The 16,712-nt window shown below is 59.0% G+C and carries 13 protein-coding genes; 10 read left to right on the top strand and 3 right to left on the bottom strand.

Annotation, left to right across the window (positions count from 1 at the left end; translation table 11 throughout):
* Window position 1 precedes the first annotated feature (1 nt).
* Together purM and purN are read left to right on the top strand one after the other, a co-directional pair.
* Window positions 2–1,072: a phosphoribosylformylglycinamidine cyclo-ligase gene (purM, locus tag ACOYJL_RS08725; protein ID WP_433569854.1), complete on the top strand. Its 1,071-nt coding sequence runs from the start codon at window positions 2–4 to the stop codon at window positions 1,070–1,072.
* Window positions 1,069–1,689 carry a phosphoribosylglycinamide formyltransferase gene (purN, locus tag ACOYJL_RS08730; protein WP_433569837.1) on the top strand — a complete coding sequence of 207 codons (621 nt, stop codon included), beginning with the start codon at window positions 1,069–1,071 and terminating at the stop codon, window positions 1,687–1,689. The genes purM and purN overlap by 4 nt, the downstream gene beginning before the upstream one ends.
* 615 nt (window positions 1,690–2,304) lie before the next feature.
* On the opposite strand, the gene ACOYJL_RS08735 is transcribed toward purN, so the two are convergent.
* Window positions 2,305–3,126, bottom strand: a complete 822-nt coding sequence (locus tag ACOYJL_RS08735) for a class I SAM-dependent methyltransferase (RefSeq protein WP_433569838.1) — start codon at window positions 3,124–3,126, stop codon at window positions 2,305–2,307.
* Between the two features lie 13 nt (window positions 3,127–3,139).
* Complete coding sequence (rlmD, locus tag ACOYJL_RS08740) at window positions 3,140–4,312, bottom strand: 23S rRNA (uracil(1939)-C(5))-methyltransferase RlmD (protein WP_433569839.1); 1,173 nt, start codon at window positions 4,310–4,312, stop codon at window positions 3,140–3,142.
* 270 nt (window positions 4,313–4,582) lie between these two features.
* Between rlmD and ACOYJL_RS08745 the strand changes: the two genes are divergently transcribed.
* The 3 genes from ACOYJL_RS08745 to ACOYJL_RS08755 all read left to right on the top strand — a co-directional run bounded on the left by ACOYJL_RS08745 (window position 4,583) and on the right by ACOYJL_RS08755 (window position 9,516).
* Window positions 4,583–6,061 carry a radical SAM protein gene (locus ACOYJL_RS08745; RefSeq protein ID WP_433569840.1) on the top strand — a complete coding sequence of 493 codons (1,479 nt, stop codon included), beginning with the start codon at window positions 4,583–4,585 and terminating at the stop codon, window positions 6,059–6,061.
* A 261-nt stretch (window positions 6,062–6,322) separates the two neighbouring features.
* The gene (locus ACOYJL_RS08750) at window positions 6,323–8,398 is read left to right on the top strand and encodes an elongation factor G (protein WP_433569841.1); all 2,076 of its coding nucleotides are present in this window, start codon (window positions 6,323–6,325) and stop codon (window positions 8,396–8,398) included.
* Between the two features lie 437 nt (window positions 8,399–8,835).
* Window positions 8,836–9,516: a hypothetical protein gene (locus ACOYJL_RS08755; protein ID WP_433569842.1), complete on the top strand. Its 681-nt coding sequence runs from the start codon at window positions 8,836–8,838 to the stop codon at window positions 9,514–9,516.
* Between the two features lie 265 nt (window positions 9,517–9,781).
* Here ACOYJL_RS08755 and ACOYJL_RS08760 read toward each other — a convergent pair whose 3' ends face one another.
* On the bottom strand, window positions 9,782–10,807 hold the full coding sequence (locus tag ACOYJL_RS08760) for an endonuclease/exonuclease/phosphatase family protein (RefSeq protein ID WP_433569843.1): 1,026 nt from the start codon (window positions 10,805–10,807) through the stop codon (window positions 9,782–9,784).
* 728 nt (window positions 10,808–11,535) lie between these two features.
* On the opposite strand from ACOYJL_RS08760, the gene ACOYJL_RS08765 reads away from it, so the two are divergent.
* The 5 genes from ACOYJL_RS08765 to ACOYJL_RS08785 all read left to right on the top strand — a co-directional run bounded on the left by ACOYJL_RS08765 (window position 11,536) and on the right by ACOYJL_RS08785 (window position 16,589).
* Window positions 11,536–12,960, top strand: coding sequence for a hemolysin family protein (locus ACOYJL_RS08765; RefSeq protein WP_433569855.1), 1,425 nt, complete (start codon window positions 11,536–11,538; stop codon window positions 12,958–12,960).
* Window positions 12,961–13,069: 109 nt separating this feature from the next.
* Window positions 13,070–14,080 (top strand): cyanophycin synthetase family protein, encoded by a 1,011-nt coding sequence (locus ACOYJL_RS08770; protein WP_433569844.1) that lies wholly within the window; start codon window positions 13,070–13,072, stop codon window positions 14,078–14,080.
* Window positions 14,081–14,177: 97 nt separating this feature from the next.
* Window positions 14,178–14,633 (top strand): YtxH domain-containing protein, encoded by a 456-nt coding sequence (locus ACOYJL_RS08775; protein WP_433569845.1) that lies wholly within the window; start codon window positions 14,178–14,180, stop codon window positions 14,631–14,633.
* Window positions 14,634–14,729: 96 nt separating this feature from the next.
* On the top strand, window positions 14,730–16,019 hold the full coding sequence (locus ACOYJL_RS08780) for a hypothetical protein (protein WP_433569846.1): 1,290 nt from the start codon (window positions 14,730–14,732) through the stop codon (window positions 16,017–16,019).
* A gap of 180 nt (window positions 16,020–16,199) precedes the next feature.
* Window positions 16,200–16,589 carry a hypothetical protein gene (locus ACOYJL_RS08785; RefSeq protein WP_433569847.1) on the top strand — a complete coding sequence of 130 codons (390 nt, stop codon included), beginning with the start codon at window positions 16,200–16,202 and terminating at the stop codon, window positions 16,587–16,589.
* The last annotated feature ends 123 nt before the right edge of the window (window positions 16,590–16,712 follow it).

A 16,712-nucleotide genomic window follows, 5' to 3' on the forward strand; every position in this document is an offset into this window, starting at 1 on the left:
CATGGCCGAGAATCCCAAGCATGTGTCGTATGCAGACGCGGGCGTGGATGTAGATGAGGGTGCCCGAGCCGTCGATCTTATCAAAGATGCGGTTAAATCGACCAATCGTCCTGAGGTCATCGGTGGTCTGGGAGGATTTGGATCGTGCTTCTCGATGGCAGGCTTCAAAGACATGGAAGACCCGGTGCTGGTCTCTGGAACCGACGGCGTTGGGACCAAGCTTGCCATCGCCCAGCTGCTTGACCGGCACGACACGGTTGGGCAGGACCTTGTGGCCATGTGCGTTGACGACGTGGTTCCCATTGGCGCCGAGCCGCTGTTCTTCCTTGACTATGTTGCCATTGGCAAGCTTCGTGCCGAGCACGTCGCCCAGATTGTGAAGGGCATTGCAGACGGCTGCCGCATGAGTGGTTGTGCGCTGGTGGGCGGCGAGATGGCCGAACATCCGGGCGTCATGAATCCCGACGATTACGACCTTGCCGGGTTTGTGGTCGGCGTCGTAGACCGTCCCAAGATGATTGGTCCGCACCTAGTTCATCCGGGCGACGTCGTGCTCGGCCTTCCCAGCTCCGGCATTCATTCCAACGGCTATTCGCTGGTACGCAAGGTTGCGATTGAGGGCAAGACGGTCGAAGAGCTTGAGACCCCGCTTCCCGAGCTAGGCGGCGAGAGCCTGGCGGACGCCGTCATGCGTCCTACCACCATCTATGCGGGAGGCCTTGTGGCCGCCCTTAAGGCAGGCGCCCCTATCCACGCGATGGCGCACATCACGGGCGGCGGCATTACCGAGAACCTGAACCGAGCGCTCCCCGCCAACGTCGACGCTGTCGTGGACCGCGGCGGCGAGGACGGTCCCGCGTGGGACGTGCCGCCCGTCATCACGTATATGGTGAAGGTCGCCGGCCTTACGCCGGACGAGGCTTACAAGACGTTCAACATGGGCGTCGGCATGAGCGTCATTTGCGACAAGAACGATGTCGACGAGACTTGCGAGGCGCTTGTGAGCCAGGGCTTCTCGCCGTTTGTGATGGGCGAGTGCGTTGAGGGCACGGGCAAGGTGGTGTATCGATGAGCATCAAGCTTGGCGTTCTTATTTCCGGAAACGGCACCAACCTCCAGGCAATCATTGACCGCATTGCGGCTGGAACGCTGGACGCCACAATTGAGCTGGTAGTGAGCTCGCGCCCGAGCGCGTACGGCCTGAAGCGTGCGGAGTCCGCTGGAATCCAGACGCTGACGCTTTCCAAGGAGACCTATCAAGACCTGGATGGGCTGATTGCTGACCAAGTGATTGCGGAGTCGCTCAAGGCGCGCGACGTTGACTATGTGATCATGGCCGGCTACATGCGCATGGTTCACAAGCCGATTCTTGACGCGTTCCCCAACCGCGTGGTCAACCTGCACCCGGCACTTTTGCCAAGCTTCAAGGGTGCGCATGCCATTCAGGATGCCTACGACTACGGCGTCAAGGTGACCGGCGTAACCGTGCACTTTGCTGACAGCAAATATGACTGCGGACCGATCATTGCCCAGCGCCCGGTTTTGGTCGAGGAGGGGTGGACCGTCGACGAGCTTGAGACACACATCCACGAGGTCGAGCACCAGCTGTACCCCGATGTAATTCAGATGCTTGCCGAAGGTCGCGTCCACGTGGGCGACGACCGCCGCGTGAAGATTGACCCAGCGTAGGCGCGCCGGCAGCCCCGCCGCGCACCGAGCCCCGCACGATACAGGGCCCCATACGGTATGAAGCCCCACGCGATACGAAATTTCCTATCGTGCGGGGCATATTTTCCCGCCAAGCGGAACCGCCTATGCCGAGTTCCACACAACAGGAGACTTTACCTGCGGAAACGCAGCCTTCTCCCACACGACGCGCTTCCGGGCAGCATCACGCGGCGGGGCTTTAATGGGGCTTTTCCATCGTGTGGGACACACTTCTCTGTTGTGTGGGGCTGCTCGCCCCTTTTCCTGCGCAGTCCCGCACAATGAGCTGCATGACCTGCGGAAGCATGGCGCCTGCCCACACGATTGGCTCATCTCTGTAGAGGGTCCCTTTGCCGAGTCCCACACAATAGAGGAAGGCTCGCCCTGCTCCCACATAACGCGTCATGTGACCTGCGGATCTATCGAGAAGCCCCGCACATCGCGAAAGTCGAGCTCCACACAACAGCAGCGCTCACATTGTGTCGGAGGCTCTCATGGGAGCTCCCAAGCTGGCAAAGGCGTCCACGCCCTTGTCGTGCGGGGCATGGGCACTCGCTGCCCTCACATCGCCCCCATTTGAAGCGAATGCCAAGGGACTCACTTCAGCGCCTTGCATCTAAGACGGACATAGTCGGCATACCAGGCTCCATCTTGATACAGGCAAGGTCTCAGATCCTCCACCACCTCATCGATGATTTGCTCGGACTCTCGTTCGGGAATTCCTTCGAAGGGCTTCTTTATAAACATCCGAATCCAGTCATGAAGCCCATTCGCGCCCGTGAGCTTTGTCTTGCGGTCAAAGAGCAGCATGGTTCTCACCTCAAAGCCAGCCGTTTCCATCAATGAGGCGTATTCGCCAATCGTGGGGAAATAGAAGGGAAGCGCGTAGTTGCGACCATGCCTTGCAAACGCCTTCTCCAAACTCCTATGGATGAGCGCGTTGTTTCCTTTCCCGCCAAACTCGAACACAAATTGTCCGCCAGGCTTTAACGCCCGGTAGACGCATCCAAGCATGTCGGGCTGCCCCTCCTTGTCGATCCAGTGAAAAACGGCATTGGAAAAAACCAAGTCCACTGGTCGCTCCAATGCAAAGTCGCAGGCGTTGCCTTTGAAGAACTTGATATCCGGATGGTCCTGCCTTGCCTTGTTGACCTGGTCGATCGAGTCGTCCATGCCCGTCACGTCGAGGTCCGCTGCTTTTAGCCTTGCGGTAAGCGAGCCGTTTCCGCAGCCAAGATCAAGGCAGGTCATTCCTTCTCTAATATCAATCATGTCGAGAAGCGAGCTGCCATATTCCGCCACAAACGAGAAATGCCCCGCATAATCATCTGCGTCCCACTTGATGTTGCTCATAGCAATCGCTTCCGATTCTTCCTTGCGATCATGACGCCGAGCGCTGGCAAGGAGCCACGCTCTCACAGGGCTTGGTCCACTATCGCTCTAGCGATACCACGGTCTCGATGTGCTTCGTGTGCGGGAACATGTCGACGGGGGTAGCGCTGCGGACGTGCCATCCGCGGTTGTGAAGAAGCCACAGGTCGCGCGCTTGCGTCTGGGGGTTGCACGAGATATAGACGATGCGCTCTGGCTTCAGGTCGCTAGCTGCACCGAGAAATTCCGGCGTCGAACCAGCTCGCGGAGGGTCCATGAGAACCACGTCGTAGTTGCCGCGCCCCCGAGCGTCGTCGCATAGGTATTGAGTGGCGTCAGCCCTCACAAAGCGGACCCGCTCCTCAAGGCCGTTGAGCTCTGCGTTTCTGCGTGCATTTTCAACGGCCCCCTCGCCCTTCTCGACGCCTACCACCTCGATGCCGTCTGTCGTCTTCGCCGCACAAAGGCCAATCGTGCCAACGCCACAATATGCATCCAGCACGCGCATTCCGCTGGAAAGCTTGGCCGCCTTTAGAGCGATGCGGTACAGAGCCTCGGTTTGTGAGGGGTTCGTCTGATAAAACGCTGTTGCACCGAGCTCAAAATTGCATCCCAGCAGGCTGTCGCGCATGGTTCCAGGTCCATAAAGGCGCTGCGTGCGGCTTCCGAGCATTGCGTTGGTCCGGCGGTTGTTTACGTTTTGCACGATGCTCGTGATTTCGGGATTCTCGCGGCGCAACTCAGAAACGAATTCCTGCACATGAGCGATGCGGTCGCCGTTCGTTACAATAGTAAGCAGCAGATCGTCGGTGTATAGCGCTCGTCGAGCAATGGCATGACGCAGAAGCCCGCGCCCACGATCCTCGTTATAGGCGGGAATGCCCAGACGCTCGCCCACGCGCGCCACGTTGTTCAGTATCGGGCGAAGCTGTGGATGCTCAACGAGGCACGCTGCGCACGGCACAATTCGGTGAGTCCCCTGCGCATAAAAACCTGACCGAATTCTCGCGTGAGTCCCAGGCGCCAGGGGCGTTGCCGCTTTATATCGGTATCCGATGGGCTTCGCCATGCCCACCACCTCATCAATTGAGCAACCGTCTGCCCCGCAGATGGCCGAAAGCAGCTCAGAGACCGCCTTTTGCTTGCGCTCGAGCTGGATGGGGTAGGGAACAGCAAGCCATTCACAACCTCCGCAGGAACGGGCGATTGGGCAGGTGTACGTGCGATAGCCCATGTAGCAGGCTTCCTCTCACTCGACGATGTTTCTCATGAAACTTCTCATCAAACAAGAATATAGGTCGCGAGCGTTTGCGCATACTGCCGAAACGGGCTTGCTGTTGGCATCTTACTTCTCGGTTCAAAAAATGGCTGTTATGATGATGACCACTTGTGCGGGGCAAAAGCACTTGTATGAGCAGTCGAGAGGGCGTAAACTGCCTCATAGTTTTAAACGTGGGTCAAAACTGTCACTCCGACAGTCAATTCGTTCGGAAAGAGGATTTTCATGCAGTCAAAGATCGCACACGCCGCAGAGCGCAAGGCGTTCGGCGTAGCAATTGACCAGATTATCAAGGCGGCTTCGGGCAAGGACCGCGAGAAGAACCTGGATAAGCTCATCGATATGGCCGGCAACCTGCTGAAGGATACCGCCCCCGGCGCCACCCGCGGTCTGAGGAACGGCCTGTATCCCGGCTCTAAGTGGGAGAACTTCCTCTGGAACCTGATCGACGAGACGGATCCGCACGTTCTCAAGACCGTCGTCCTCAACGGTGGCTATGAGGCTGCCTTCCGCGGTCTGCGCAACACCACGGCAAATGCCGACAAGTACCAGTGCAACGTGCCCTGGATCATCATCTTCGACCCGACCTCCGCGTGCAACAAGCACTGCGTTGGCTGCTGGAGTGCCGACTACGAGAAGTGGGCAAACCTCACGTATGAGGAGTGCGACAAGATTGTCACGCAGGGCTCCGAGCTTGGCTGCCACCTTTATATGATGACTGGCGGTGAGCCGCTCGTCCGCAAGAAGGACGTGCTGCGCCTTGCCGAGGAGCACAACGACTGCGTGTTCAACATCTTCACGAACGCCTCGCTGATCGACCAGCCGTTCTGCGACGAGGTCAAGCGCCTTGGCAACATCGTCTTCTCCGTCTCGCTTGAGGGCTGGGAGGACACCAACGACGGCCGTCGCGGCGACGGATCTTACCAGGAGGTCATGAACGCGCTCGACCTCATGCACAAGAACGGCCTGATCTATGGCACCTCCGCTGCCTACACGCGCCTGAACTGCGAGGCCATCACCTCTGATGACTACCTCGACATGCTGATTTCCAAGGGCTGCCGCTACGCTTGGTACTTCCACTACATGCCCGTCGGCGAGGGCGCAAACGCCGACCTCATGCCTACCGTCGAGCAGCGCGAGTACATGCTGCACCGCATTCGCGAGATTCGCGCCATCGAGGGCGGCAAGCCCATCTTCGCGATGGACTTCCAGAACGACGGCGAGTACGTCGGCGGATGCATCGCCGGCGGCCGCGTGTTCTGCCACATCAACGCCAAGGGCGACGTGGAGCCGTGCGTCTTCATCCACTACTCCACGGCCAACATCAAGGACATGGACCTCATCGATTGCCTGCGTCAGCCGCTGTTCCAGTCTTACCGTGCGAACTACCCCTGGAACGACAACATGCTGCGCCCCTGCCCGATGCTCGAGAACCCCGAGATGCTGCCCAAGATCGTGCATGCCGCGAACGCCAAGTCCACGGAGTACGTCACCCCGGAGGACGTCGACCACCTGTGCGCGCGCACCACGCCGTACGCGAAGGCCTGGCAGCCTGAGGCCGACCGCATTTGGCTTGAGGAGCACCCCACCGGCAAGAAGATCTACGCGGACAAGATGTCCAACGAGAAGATCTCTCTCAAGGCAAAGTTGATTGCCGAGGAGGACGCCGCCGCCGAGAAGGCAGTCGCCTCCAATCAGGAGTAGCGAAAAAGGAAAATCCTAGCTATTGGAGACGGGACCGGGCACTCGCCCAGCCCCGTCTTTTCTTCTCGGGCGCCTTTAAAGATTTATCAACACGCTTGCCATACGCTTCCCGACGCTGCCCGATGTCTGCGAATGCCGCGCTGCTCAGTCGGGTAGGGTGATTTGCAAGCGCACTTGTGCGCGGAAGCAAAGGCACGGTGGCGTTGCCGTCGCGTTTTCTCCTCGGCGATGCCGCCTTGGCATGCGGCTTGAGGAGGAACCATGGCAACAAAGGGCGTTGAAAAGGTCAAGAATGTGGTCCTTGTGGGCCAAGGCGGCGTGGGCAAGACCATGCTGGCCGAGGCTATGCTTCACCTGACGGGCAAGACGACTCGTTTGGGAGGCCACGCCGGCACCAAGCCCACGCTGGATTACGATTCGGAGGAGGGCGAGCGCGGCTTCTCCATTTCGACTACTATCGCGCCTGTCGTCTGGGGCGATACCCGCATCAACGTGCTCGACGCGCCATGCTATCCCGACTTTGTCGGCGACGCCTACTCGGCCATGAGCGCCTGCGAAACGGCCCTGTTTATGGTTGACGCCTCCAGCGGGCCTGGCACCATCACAACGCGCCTGTGGTACGCCGCCGAGGACCTTTCCCTTGCACGCGTGCTGTTTATCAACCGTATCGACCGTCCTGACGCCGACTACGACACCGCAATGGAGTCGCTGCGCGAGCATTACGGCAACAGGCTTGGCGCGGTCACAATCCCGATGGGATCCGGAGAGTCTTTCTCCGGCGTCGTCGACGTTGTCCACATGAAGGCTCGTCATCTTGAGAATGGAAAGGCTGTTGTCGAGGATATCCCCGAGCAGTATAAGGCAGCTGCAGAGGATGCTCGCGCCCAGCTGACCGAGCTCGTCGTCGAGGCCGATGACGATCTTATGATGAAGTACCTCGATGGCGGCGAGATAACCCAGGAAGAGCTCGAGGGGCTACTTGGCAAGGCGCTTGTGGAGCGCATCTTTGTCCCCGTTTTTTCGGGTTCGTGCGTTCGCGAGGAAGGCGTTATTTCGCTAATGGACGCCGTGGTCTCCTGGTTCCCCACCATGGCTGACTTTGGTCGCATCCCGCTGGTTAACGGCGAGCAGCTTGACATCTCGCCGGATGACGATCGTCCCGTCGCGTTTGTCTTCAAGTCGCTGAACGATCCGCAGAACGGCAAGCTTTCCTTTGTGAAGGTTTTAGCAGGCACTCTGACGCCCGGACTTGAACTTATCAACGCACGCACGCGCAAGACCGAGCGCCTTAGCCACCTCTATCTTATGACCGGGAAGGAAACATCCGACATCCAGAGCTGCGCCGCCGGCGATATTTGCGTCATTCCCAAGCTCGAGGCTATGACCGGCGATACCCTGTCCGTTACGGGCAAGGTCGAGGCTGCGTCGTTCCGCTTCCCCAACTCGCTGTATCGCATTGCTATTGAGGCTGACAAGCGTGGCTCCGAGGGCAAGATCTTCGAGTTCCTTGAGAAGGCGGCTGACGCCGACCCCACCATCAAGGTCGCACGAGACGAGGATACCGGGCAGACTGTCATTTCGGCTATTGGCGAGGCGCAGGTCAGCGTGCTTCTTGACCGTCTTGAAGACCGCACTGGCGTGACCGCCCATACCGTGGCGCTCAAGATTCCGTACCGCGAGACCATTCGTCGCGTGGCATCCGCGCAGGGTCGTCATAAGAAGCAGACCGGTGGCGCCGGCCAGTACGGCGACTGCTGGCTCCGCATTGAGCCTAATCCGGGCAAAGGCTACGAGTTTGTGGACGAGGTCGTTGGCGGACACATTCCGCGCGGCTTCATTCCCGCGATCGACAAGGGCGTTCAGGAAACCATGAAGGACGGCGTGCTTGCCGGATATCCCATGATTGACGTGAAGGTCGCCGTATACGACGGCTCCTACCACCCCGTGGACTCCAACGAGATGGCGTTCAAGACGGCCGCGCGCATCGGTTTCCAGAAGGCCGTCGCGCAGGCCGAGCCGGTGCTTCTTGAGCCCATGGCCCACCTGAAGATTACCGTCCCTGACAGCTACGCAGGCTCCGTGATGGGCGACGTGTCCGCTTCGCGCGGTCGCGTTGAGGGCATGTCCGCAGCTACGGGCGCCAATGCCGGTGAGACAACCATCGAGGCAACCATTCCTTACGCTGAGGTCACCGACTACGCTACCCGTCTGCGCTCGCTTTCTCGCGGCACCGGCGAGTTCGAAATGGAGCTTTCCGGCTATGAGCAGGTGCCTCATGACATCCAGACCAAGCTTGCTGCCGAGTACGCCGAGCGCAGGGCTGCCGGCGAGAGGTAGGGCTTATAGACCGTAGGCTTGTAGTGACATAGCAGCATTGGGGCCGGCTCAAATCGAGTCGGCCCCATCCATTTTCGCGGCAAGAAAAAATCAGCAACCACTTCCGTTGTTTACCATTCCTCCGAAAGGGGTGCCCCATGGCCTCCGAACTGCTCGTTGGGTTTGAATCCGCTCTCAGCTTCTGGCGATCTGCCCGCATGGCGCGCCCCGGGGAGAAGGCTTCATCAGACTTGGAGTCGGGCGGGGTGTTCGGGACGGGCGGGAAGACTGTTGTCGAGCTTGCGCGTACTGCCCTTGGAATCTGCTGCTGCGAAGCGCCGATTGACGCTGTGCTATTGCCTGGGGGCAAACGCCACAACTGCCCTCTTATTAAGGACCATCATTGGGCGGGACCGACGAACGAAAAGATGCTCTTCCGCGCAGACAAAAGGATTGCCGTGTTTCGAATGCCGGCGGTGATAGTGCAGCTTGCTCGAATCTGGGACGAAATCGACGTCGCAACGGTTGCCATGGAGATGCTCGGCACATACGGGATTTCGAATCAAGAAGACTTCAGCTGGGCGGTCGACCTGCAACCGCTTGTCACGATGGGCGAGCTGCAAGACTACGCAAGGGTCGCGAGCGCATCGGGGGTCCGAGGGGCAAAGCGCGCGCAGGAGGCAATCAAGCTCTCCGTTCCAAACTCAAACTCTCCAAGGGAAACCGCTGTCGCGCTTTACCTAGGCTTGCCTCGAAGAAAAGGCTGGGCTGAGCTGGGCGGATTTGTGATGAACCAAGGGATCAGGCTCGCCGAGGAGCAAGAGAGGATTGCTGGTCAGGGAGTTGTGAAGCCCGACTTTCTTTGGGAATCGAAGTCCGTGTCCGTAGAGTACGACAGCGACCTGGAGCATCTCACGCCCCAGCAGAAGACGAAGGACGAGCGTAGAAGGAACGCCATGGAGTCGGCTGGGTACTGGGCGCCAACGCTTACCAATGGAATCGTTAAAGACGAGGACGCGCTCAACGCGTTTACCGCTGAGCTTGAGCGGAGAATGGGGTTTCGTCGGCGGGCATTAACTCGCGCAGAGTCGGAAAGACGGCATGACCTTGTGCGCAGACTGTTCGTGAAGGACTTTTAGTGCACCGAAACGTCCCTAGTTACACAAAAACGCAAGAAATTGCACCCAAGTGGGTTTAGTTACACTGGCCAAAGGTCGATGCCCAAATAGTCATGTTCGTCATGTCACAACATATTGTTGATGCATGATGAACAGACCACAAAATGTGGTAAAGCTACTTTCTGCTTCGCAAATCCTCGGTGTAACTAAGGGCACTTGGGTGCAGAAAACTGAATTTTTGTGTAACTAAGGCTAGTTCGGCGCATGGTTACGCACGGAGTCTTGGCTACGACGTCTCAAGAATCCCAATCAGTGCTTTGTGGTCGGTTCCAGAAACCGTTTCCGTCTGAAGGTCGCTCACAACAATGCCGGAATCCTTGGAGTACACGAAGTGGTCTATCTCAATGAATGACGGCAAATCGCCTCCCGATGGGTAGGTCATGTGAAAACCTTGGCCACTCTGCTCTCCGGCATCGACAAACGTATCGCCCAGAAGCTCGCGGAATCGCGCGTGATCCCAAGTCGAATTGAAGTCGCCGCAAATCAGGTATGCGTGGTCATATCCCGACAGCGATTGAATTACTGACAGCCCGGCGCTCCACTCGTCCTCGGCGCCGCGAACAGGGGAGTTGGGGTGAACGGCAACCACGCGCACGGTAGTGTTGCCAATGACGATGTCCGCAGCCGGCATCGAGCTCGTGTTGATTGGAAGCAGGTTGTCAGACACGTTTGACATGGGCTCGGCTGACCAAATGCCATTTCGTCCGCCATTGTTGATCTCCGACGCGCCCTCAGAGATAACGTAGTAGGGAAGCACGTCATTCAGGCCTGCGGCGGTCAGCTCACTTACCATGTCAGTCGTCAGCTCTTCGAGGCAAAGGACCTCGACGTTGTATTCCTTGACTAGGCTGACGATCTCTTCTGCGGAAGCGCTTCCGTTGTAGGTGTTGAGCGTCATGATGCGCGCCGCGCTGTCGTCGGTAGAGGCAGAAGCCTCTACGTTCGACACTGCCGAGTCGCTTACCTGTGACGTTGGAATGAAGTATCCGTAATGCCAGACGGTAGTCACTGCCAGCGCAAATACGCACACCGTCATCAGCACGCGCCGGTGCCAGAGACCGGACAGCAAGAGAATCACGAGCAGTGGAATAAAGAGCAGCGGTACAAAGGAGACGAGCTCTGGGATGGCCTGCCCCTCGGAGTAGCTTGACGGCAGCGCTCGAATTGCCAAGAGTGCAAGCACGGCAAGCATGACAATCCACAGAATGAAACTCAGGAAACCGTGTCGTGCTGGCTTGCGCTGCTTTTTCACTCGTTCCTTCCTCCTGCTGTGGCTTTCTGCATAATCGGACTCTCCATCTCGCTCTGAACGAGGGGATTGTCCTGCGTTGGGGTTTCTTCGCAGCGGTCTGGGGGTCGTGTCTTCAACGGATGACCTGCTTTGCGGTGCCGGAGCAGGCATCACGACCGTTCTCCCGTTGGCGACCGCTTCAGCGTCTTGGCGGGCCATCGGATCCGTACCATACAGTGGCCTTGCCAGTCTGGTGGGCTCTTCGTCTATAGGAGTTGCTGCGGCATCGCTGGCATCGTCGCCGCCAATTGGCATGGCTACGGTCTCTCCGCCCGTATCGACGCTCGGAGCCACCAGTTTCGTAGCTTCCTGGTCGGGAGGGATTACCTCGTCGGTTTGGTCGGATATCGGCCCAAGCCCGTCTGCTGTATCTCCCATTTCCATATTCCACTCGACATCAGGAATGGGGTCCCATGGACTCCGAGTTTCGTCGGTGCCGTCTCCGGGCATGGCTCTCCTTCCATTAAGCTGCGATTAACCATGCACAGTCATGCTATCAGCCCTTTGGGTCCAAGAGTACGAACAGGCCAAACTTCCTGTAACGTAAGCTTCTTACGGCAAATCGATTTCGTATTGTTCACATTGCAAACCGTCGAGCTTATTTCTTATAGAATTGCAGCATGAGCGCCCATCGGCTCGCCGAGCCGCGCTCTTCATTGACCCCGTCCAAGGAGGTTGCGCATCAGCGCATGGACATAGCCCTTTCAATCATCGTTACCTTCCTGCTTACGCTTGTTAACGGATACTTCTCCATGTCGGAGATGGCGCTGTCTACGGCCCGAAAGGTCATGCTTGACCACGATGCCGAAGAGGGCGACCAGCGCGCGGCCCTTGCGGCCAAGATGACCGAGGACCCCAGCCAGTTTCTTGCGGCAATTCAGGTGGCAATTACCCTTGTCGGATTCTTCAGCTCCGCCTTTGCTGCGACAAGCCTTTCCGACCCGCTTGGAAACTGGCTTGCCGGCTTTGGGCTCGACCCAGGCTTTGCGAACGGCCTTGCGACGGTGCTCATTACCCTCGTTGTGTCGTATTTCTCGATCGTGGTGGGGGAGCTTGTGCCCAAGCGCATCGCCATGGCCGACGCCGAGGGCGTCTCAAAGCGCGTCGCCGGGTTCCTCAATGGATTCTCCCGCGCCGTCAAGCCGCTGGTTTGGCTTACGTCTGCTAGCGAAAAGGGTCTTGCACGCCTGTTGCACATCAAGTCGACCGAAGACCGCCAAGAGGTCTCCGAGGACGAGATCAAGTACATGGTCACGGACTCCGACGAGCTTTCCGATGAGGAAAAGTCGATGATTCATGAGGTCATCGACCTCGGCGACACCATTGCGCGCGAAGTCATGGTTCCGCGCGTTGACATGACTGCCATGCCCGAGGACTCCAGCTTGAGCGAGGTCCTTGCCGTGATGCGCCGCACCGGCTACTCACGCATCCCCATCTACCGCGGCAGCGTGGACCGCGTGGTGGGCATTGCCCACATCAAGGACTTGATCTCCCCAATCATCGACGAGAAGCGCGGTGCAGACCGCATCTCGCAGCACATGCGCCAGGCCGATTACGTTCCCGACACCAAGGACATCATCCCGCTGCTCTCTGAGATGCAGAGCAGTCACGACCAGATGGTCATTGTGGTGGACGAATATGGCGGCACTGCGGGCGTAATCACGATAGAGGACATCGTGGAAGAGGTCGTCGGCGAGATCGAGGACGAGTTCGACCCTGACAACAAGTACCTCACGCAGCTCTCCGACCGCGAGTGGCTCGTCGATGGTCGCTTCTCCATCGACGACGCCATCGAGCTCGGCTGGCCGGTTGAGGACAACGAGGAGTACGAGACCATCGCCGGCTTCGTGCTGGAGCTTGCTGACAAGCTTCCGCGCCCTGGAGACGTTTTCGAGAAGGACGGCTATAAGTTCCGCGTGCAGTCCATGCGCGGTCGCCGTGTGGCAATGCTGCGCGTTACTGCGCCTGAGCCCAAGGTCGAGAACAGCGAGGAGCCCGAGGAAGAACAGCAGCCGACAGATTCCGTTGCGGCTGACGATGCCCACGAAAAGGAATCTTCTCGTGAAGAAAATGAGAGCGCATCTGGTGGCAAGAATGGGGAACAAGAGGGCTAGCGGCTCCGTCTACGGTGCCGGCGCGATGGCGCCCCACCAGTTTCATTACAATAATGGCGTGTCTGTATAATCGCCCGCATGGCGGGCTCGAAGGAAGGGGTCTTTTTCGATGAGCCAGGTCATTGACATCAAGAAGGTCACGATCGGCCCAAAGGACCTCTGCGCTCGCGTGCAGGTCTACCCTGAGGCCCCGCTCATGACCAGTGACGACCCCGAGGGCACCGCGCGCATCAAGCAGCTAATGCCACAGATTCTCGACCACGTTTGCATGGGCGACGAGGGGGAACACTTTGGTGATGCCGTCGACAATACCGAGCTGCCTCACCTGCTCGAGCACATGACGGTTGAGCTTCTCGCGCTCACTAACATGGCCGGCGATATCTCATGTGGTCGCACCTATCCCGTTGAGGACGAGGTCGATACGTATGATGTAGTGTTTCCTTGCGCGGACGACGTGCTGGTGACCTCCGCACTTTCCAGCGCCCAGTGGATTATGGAGTGGGCCTATACCGGCGGCGGCGAGCCCGAGCCTGATGTCAACGCTATCGTGAGCGGAATCGTTGGGCTGGTCGAGAGCGTCGGCGGCGCTGCCCCCACCGCCCCCGCAGAGTCGCAGCAAGAAGCTGCTGCCCAGGACACTGCTTCAGATGCCGAGATGGACTCCGAAGAGCCGACGGGCGAGAATGACGAGTGGGATGTGGAGGCCTCGGAAGACCAGGTCGCTGCCGTAGCAGATGACGGGGCCACTTCCGAAGCGCCGGTTACAGAGCGCGCGGACCAGCAGGCGCCCTCCGAGCAGCTTCCGTTGCAAGACGCCGCCACAGCCAGCCAGCCAGCTGCCACGGGCCCCGAGGCGGCACCGGCTCCCGAACCGCAATCTCAGCAAGCGCCCGCATCGCAGTCTGTCGAAGAAGCGGTGCCCGCTCCTGCCGACGAGGCGTCCTCTGAGGCTCCTGCGGCGGCCGAGTCCGAGGTATCCGCCGAGCCCGCAGCGGCGGAGCCTTCGGCAAGCGAGCCCGCAGAGCAGCAGGAGGCTTCTCCCGAGGTCGCCAAGCCTGCGGTAGACCAAAAGCCCAAGTGGGGCAAGGAGAACGGTCCGCGGCCGCGCCCCGTTCGCTAGCAATGGCAAACTGCCTGGCGACGTTCTGACGACCCAGGCTGCGAGTGCAGGAAGAAAGTCCGGCGCACACAGCGCCAGCAACTGACAGGAGGATGTCATGAGTAAAACCGCGAGCTTCGTTCTTGGTAGCCTCTTTGGCGCTGCCTGCGGCGTCGTCGTCGGCATTATGATGGCCCCGCGCACGGGCGCTGAGAGCCGCGCTATGGCCGCCGACGCTGTCAACGACGCTTGGGACTCCGCAATCGACACCTACGAGCGCGGCGCTCGCAGCGTGAACGACCGCGTGAGCGATTTCCGCCCCAGCGTTGATGCCAAGTCCGATGAGCTTCGCGCCAAAGTTGACCTTGCCCGCGAGCGCATGGATCAGCTTCGCGACTCGCTCTCTGACGCCGTCTCATCTACGTCTTCGCAGGTCAGCGATGCCATGGATACTGTGACCGACCGCGTTGCCACCATGGCTGGAGAGGCCGCAAGCGCCAACGAGACCCCCGCCGCCTCTGTGAACGTCGAGGTTGAGGATGCCTCCACTTCCACGGACCCCGCGCAGGAGTAACGCGCTTCTCGCCAACTGATTCATATTGAGCTTTCGGGCGGGGCGCCCAGCCTGGCGTCTCGCCCGACGCTGTTTTCCAACTCGGAGGACTTCATCGTGCTTACGATTTCTAGCTTGCAGGGAAAGAAGGTCTTTGTCGTCAAGAAGGCGCACGGCAAGGCCGCCAAGAACCCCAATCCAACAGCGCCGGGGCTTAAGGCCGGCGAGCGCTATGGCAAGCTGGGCAAGATCCACATGGCCGTTTTTTCCGACGACGGACGCTCGTTGGTGGGCTTTCTTGTCAAGCGCCCCGATGCGGCAGGAGTTGTGAAGCGCGATGACGTCTTCTTGGCCTATGACGCGTTTGCCCCTTATGAGAAGGGCGTTCGTGTAATTCGCGGAGACGACGCGTTCGACGAAAAAGCCCGTGAGCGTCTTGGCATTGCGGACAAGTGGGATTCATGCATCATGTGGGCCGGCATGGATGCCGTCACGCAGTCCGGACGTGAGCTTGGATATGTAGGCGATGCCGAGTTTGACGAGAGCACTGGCAAGGTCACGAAGTTCCTTGTGGGCGACGGTGGGATGGCAAATGCCCTGGTGGGGTCGTTAGAGATTCCGCCCGCAATGCTGATAGGCTATTCCAAGGGCCGTATGGTCGTCAGTGACAAGGCATCGGATCTTGAACTGAACGGTGGTCTTGCGGCCAAGGCTGGAGAGGCAACGGCGAAGGCGAAGATTCGCGGTCAAGAGTTTGGCCAGAAGGCTGGAAAAGCCACCTCGGAGGCCGTTGATAAAGGCTCGTTCGCGCTTGGCAAGGCAATCGGTGGCGCCAAGAAAGCGATTCGTGAGGCGCAAGAGGATGACGCGAACTCGGACGAATCCTCCGATAAGCCCGCTGTCGAGAAGAGCGCGGGAGAGCCTGCCTCGTACGCGTTCGGCAAGATGCTCGGAAATGCAAAGCGCGCCGTGCGCGAGGCGCAAGAGGAGGACGAGCAGAAAAAGTCCGACGAGCGTGCCGCCATGCAGCCGCAGATGCCTCCGGTTGAGGCCGAGGCGGTGCAGGTGTCAGAACCCGTTCCCGAGCTATCGCAGAAAAGCGATTCTAAGGCGCAAAAGAAGACCTATGTGGCAAAGTCCGAGGCTTCGGCTGCGACGCCCGCCAAGAAAGGCAGTAAAAAGGGTGAGGCGCCCGCCAAGAAGCCCGCGTCGTCTGAAAAGAAGGCCACATCGTCGGCTCCATCATCGAAGAGCGCGTCGACAAAGAAGAAGTCCGCCTCAGGAAAGAAGCAGAATAACCAAGGCGACCTCGGAAAGCAGGCTGCGCGCGCCTTCGGGGTGGGCTTAAGCCGAATGAATCAGGCGCTTTCCGGCTTCAAGGAAGAGTACGACAAGAACAGCAAGTAATCGTTGTGGCTTTCCAAGCGTCGGATGCTTTGCGCTTGGCTAGTCCCATAGTCCATCCACACTTTCACCTGGCGATTGCCAGAGGCTTCTTAACACGGCTTGGCTATCTTTGCGATGCGTCATGCGATAAAGTATTAAGCCAGCTTTATGGTTTTCGACAGTTTCGTGGATGGAGTGGCAATGACCGAAGGAAGAAGACGCGGCGCATGGCGTGGCCTATTAGCGACGTCCATCTTGATGGCACTGGTTGTGACAGGATTTTTCTTCGGAACCACAAAGAGTGCTTTCGCAGACCAGGTAGAGACCGTGCAGGAGAATGCCACTTCGCAGACGGTCCAAATGGAGACTGACGCCGCTGGCTCTTCCGACGCTACCACGGCATCCTCCGAGACTAGCTCGCTGGCTGCCTCTGAAACCGATACGAGCAGCGACGCTGACTCGACGGCTTCCGAAGTCGACGCAACAGTCGACGCAACGAACGACACTGAGTCGGATGCCAACGCCACCGCTTTGGTCGCGGCGACCGACGCCAATGAAGTCGCCACGAATGCGCCGACGGGGGTGCACTGAACTGGCTGAGATCCTTCGACACGAACGAGCGTTGGCTAGCGAAAGCCCATGCCTGATGGTGTCCCTATCGTAGTCCTTCTCATCTAGGCTGCCCTCTGGTTGATGCCTGTGTAGTACCAGTCG

The organism is Tractidigestivibacter sp., from assembly GCF_050946515.1.
Taxonomy (GTDB): Bacteria; Actinomycetota; Coriobacteriia; order Coriobacteriales; family Atopobiaceae; genus Tractidigestivibacter.

Bases quoted from the DNA above. Each gene is read 5' to 3' on its own strand.
- ACOYJL_RS08745 (WP_433569840.1), top strand. From the start codon at position 4,583: ATGCAGTCAAAGATCGCACACGCCGCAGAGCGCAAGGCGTTCGGCGTA.
- purN (WP_433569837.1), top strand. From the start codon at position 1,069: ATGAGCATCAAGCTTGGCGTTCTTATTTCCGGAAACGGCACCAACCTC.
- ACOYJL_RS08765 (WP_433569855.1), top strand. From the start codon at position 11,536: ATGGACATAGCCCTTTCAATCATCGTTACCTTCCTGCTTACGCTTGTT.
- ACOYJL_RS08750 (WP_433569841.1), top strand. From the start codon at position 6,323: ATGGCAACAAAGGGCGTTGAAAAGGTCAAGAATGTGGTCCTTGTGGGC.
- ACOYJL_RS08785 (WP_433569847.1), top strand. From the start codon at position 16,200: ATGACCGAAGGAAGAAGACGCGGCGCATGGCGTGGCCTATTAGCGACG.
- purM (WP_433569854.1), top strand. From the start codon at position 2: ATGGCCGAGAATCCCAAGCATGTGTCGTATGCAGACGCGGGCGTGGAT.
- ACOYJL_RS08775 (WP_433569845.1), top strand. From the start codon at position 14,178: ATGAGTAAAACCGCGAGCTTCGTTCTTGGTAGCCTCTTTGGCGCTGCC.
- rlmD (WP_433569839.1), bottom strand. From the start codon at position 4,312: ATGGGCTATCGCACGTACACCTGCCCAATCGCCCGTTCCTGCGGAGGT.
- ACOYJL_RS08770 (WP_433569844.1), top strand. From the start codon at position 13,070: ATGAGCCAGGTCATTGACATCAAGAAGGTCACGATCGGCCCAAAGGAC.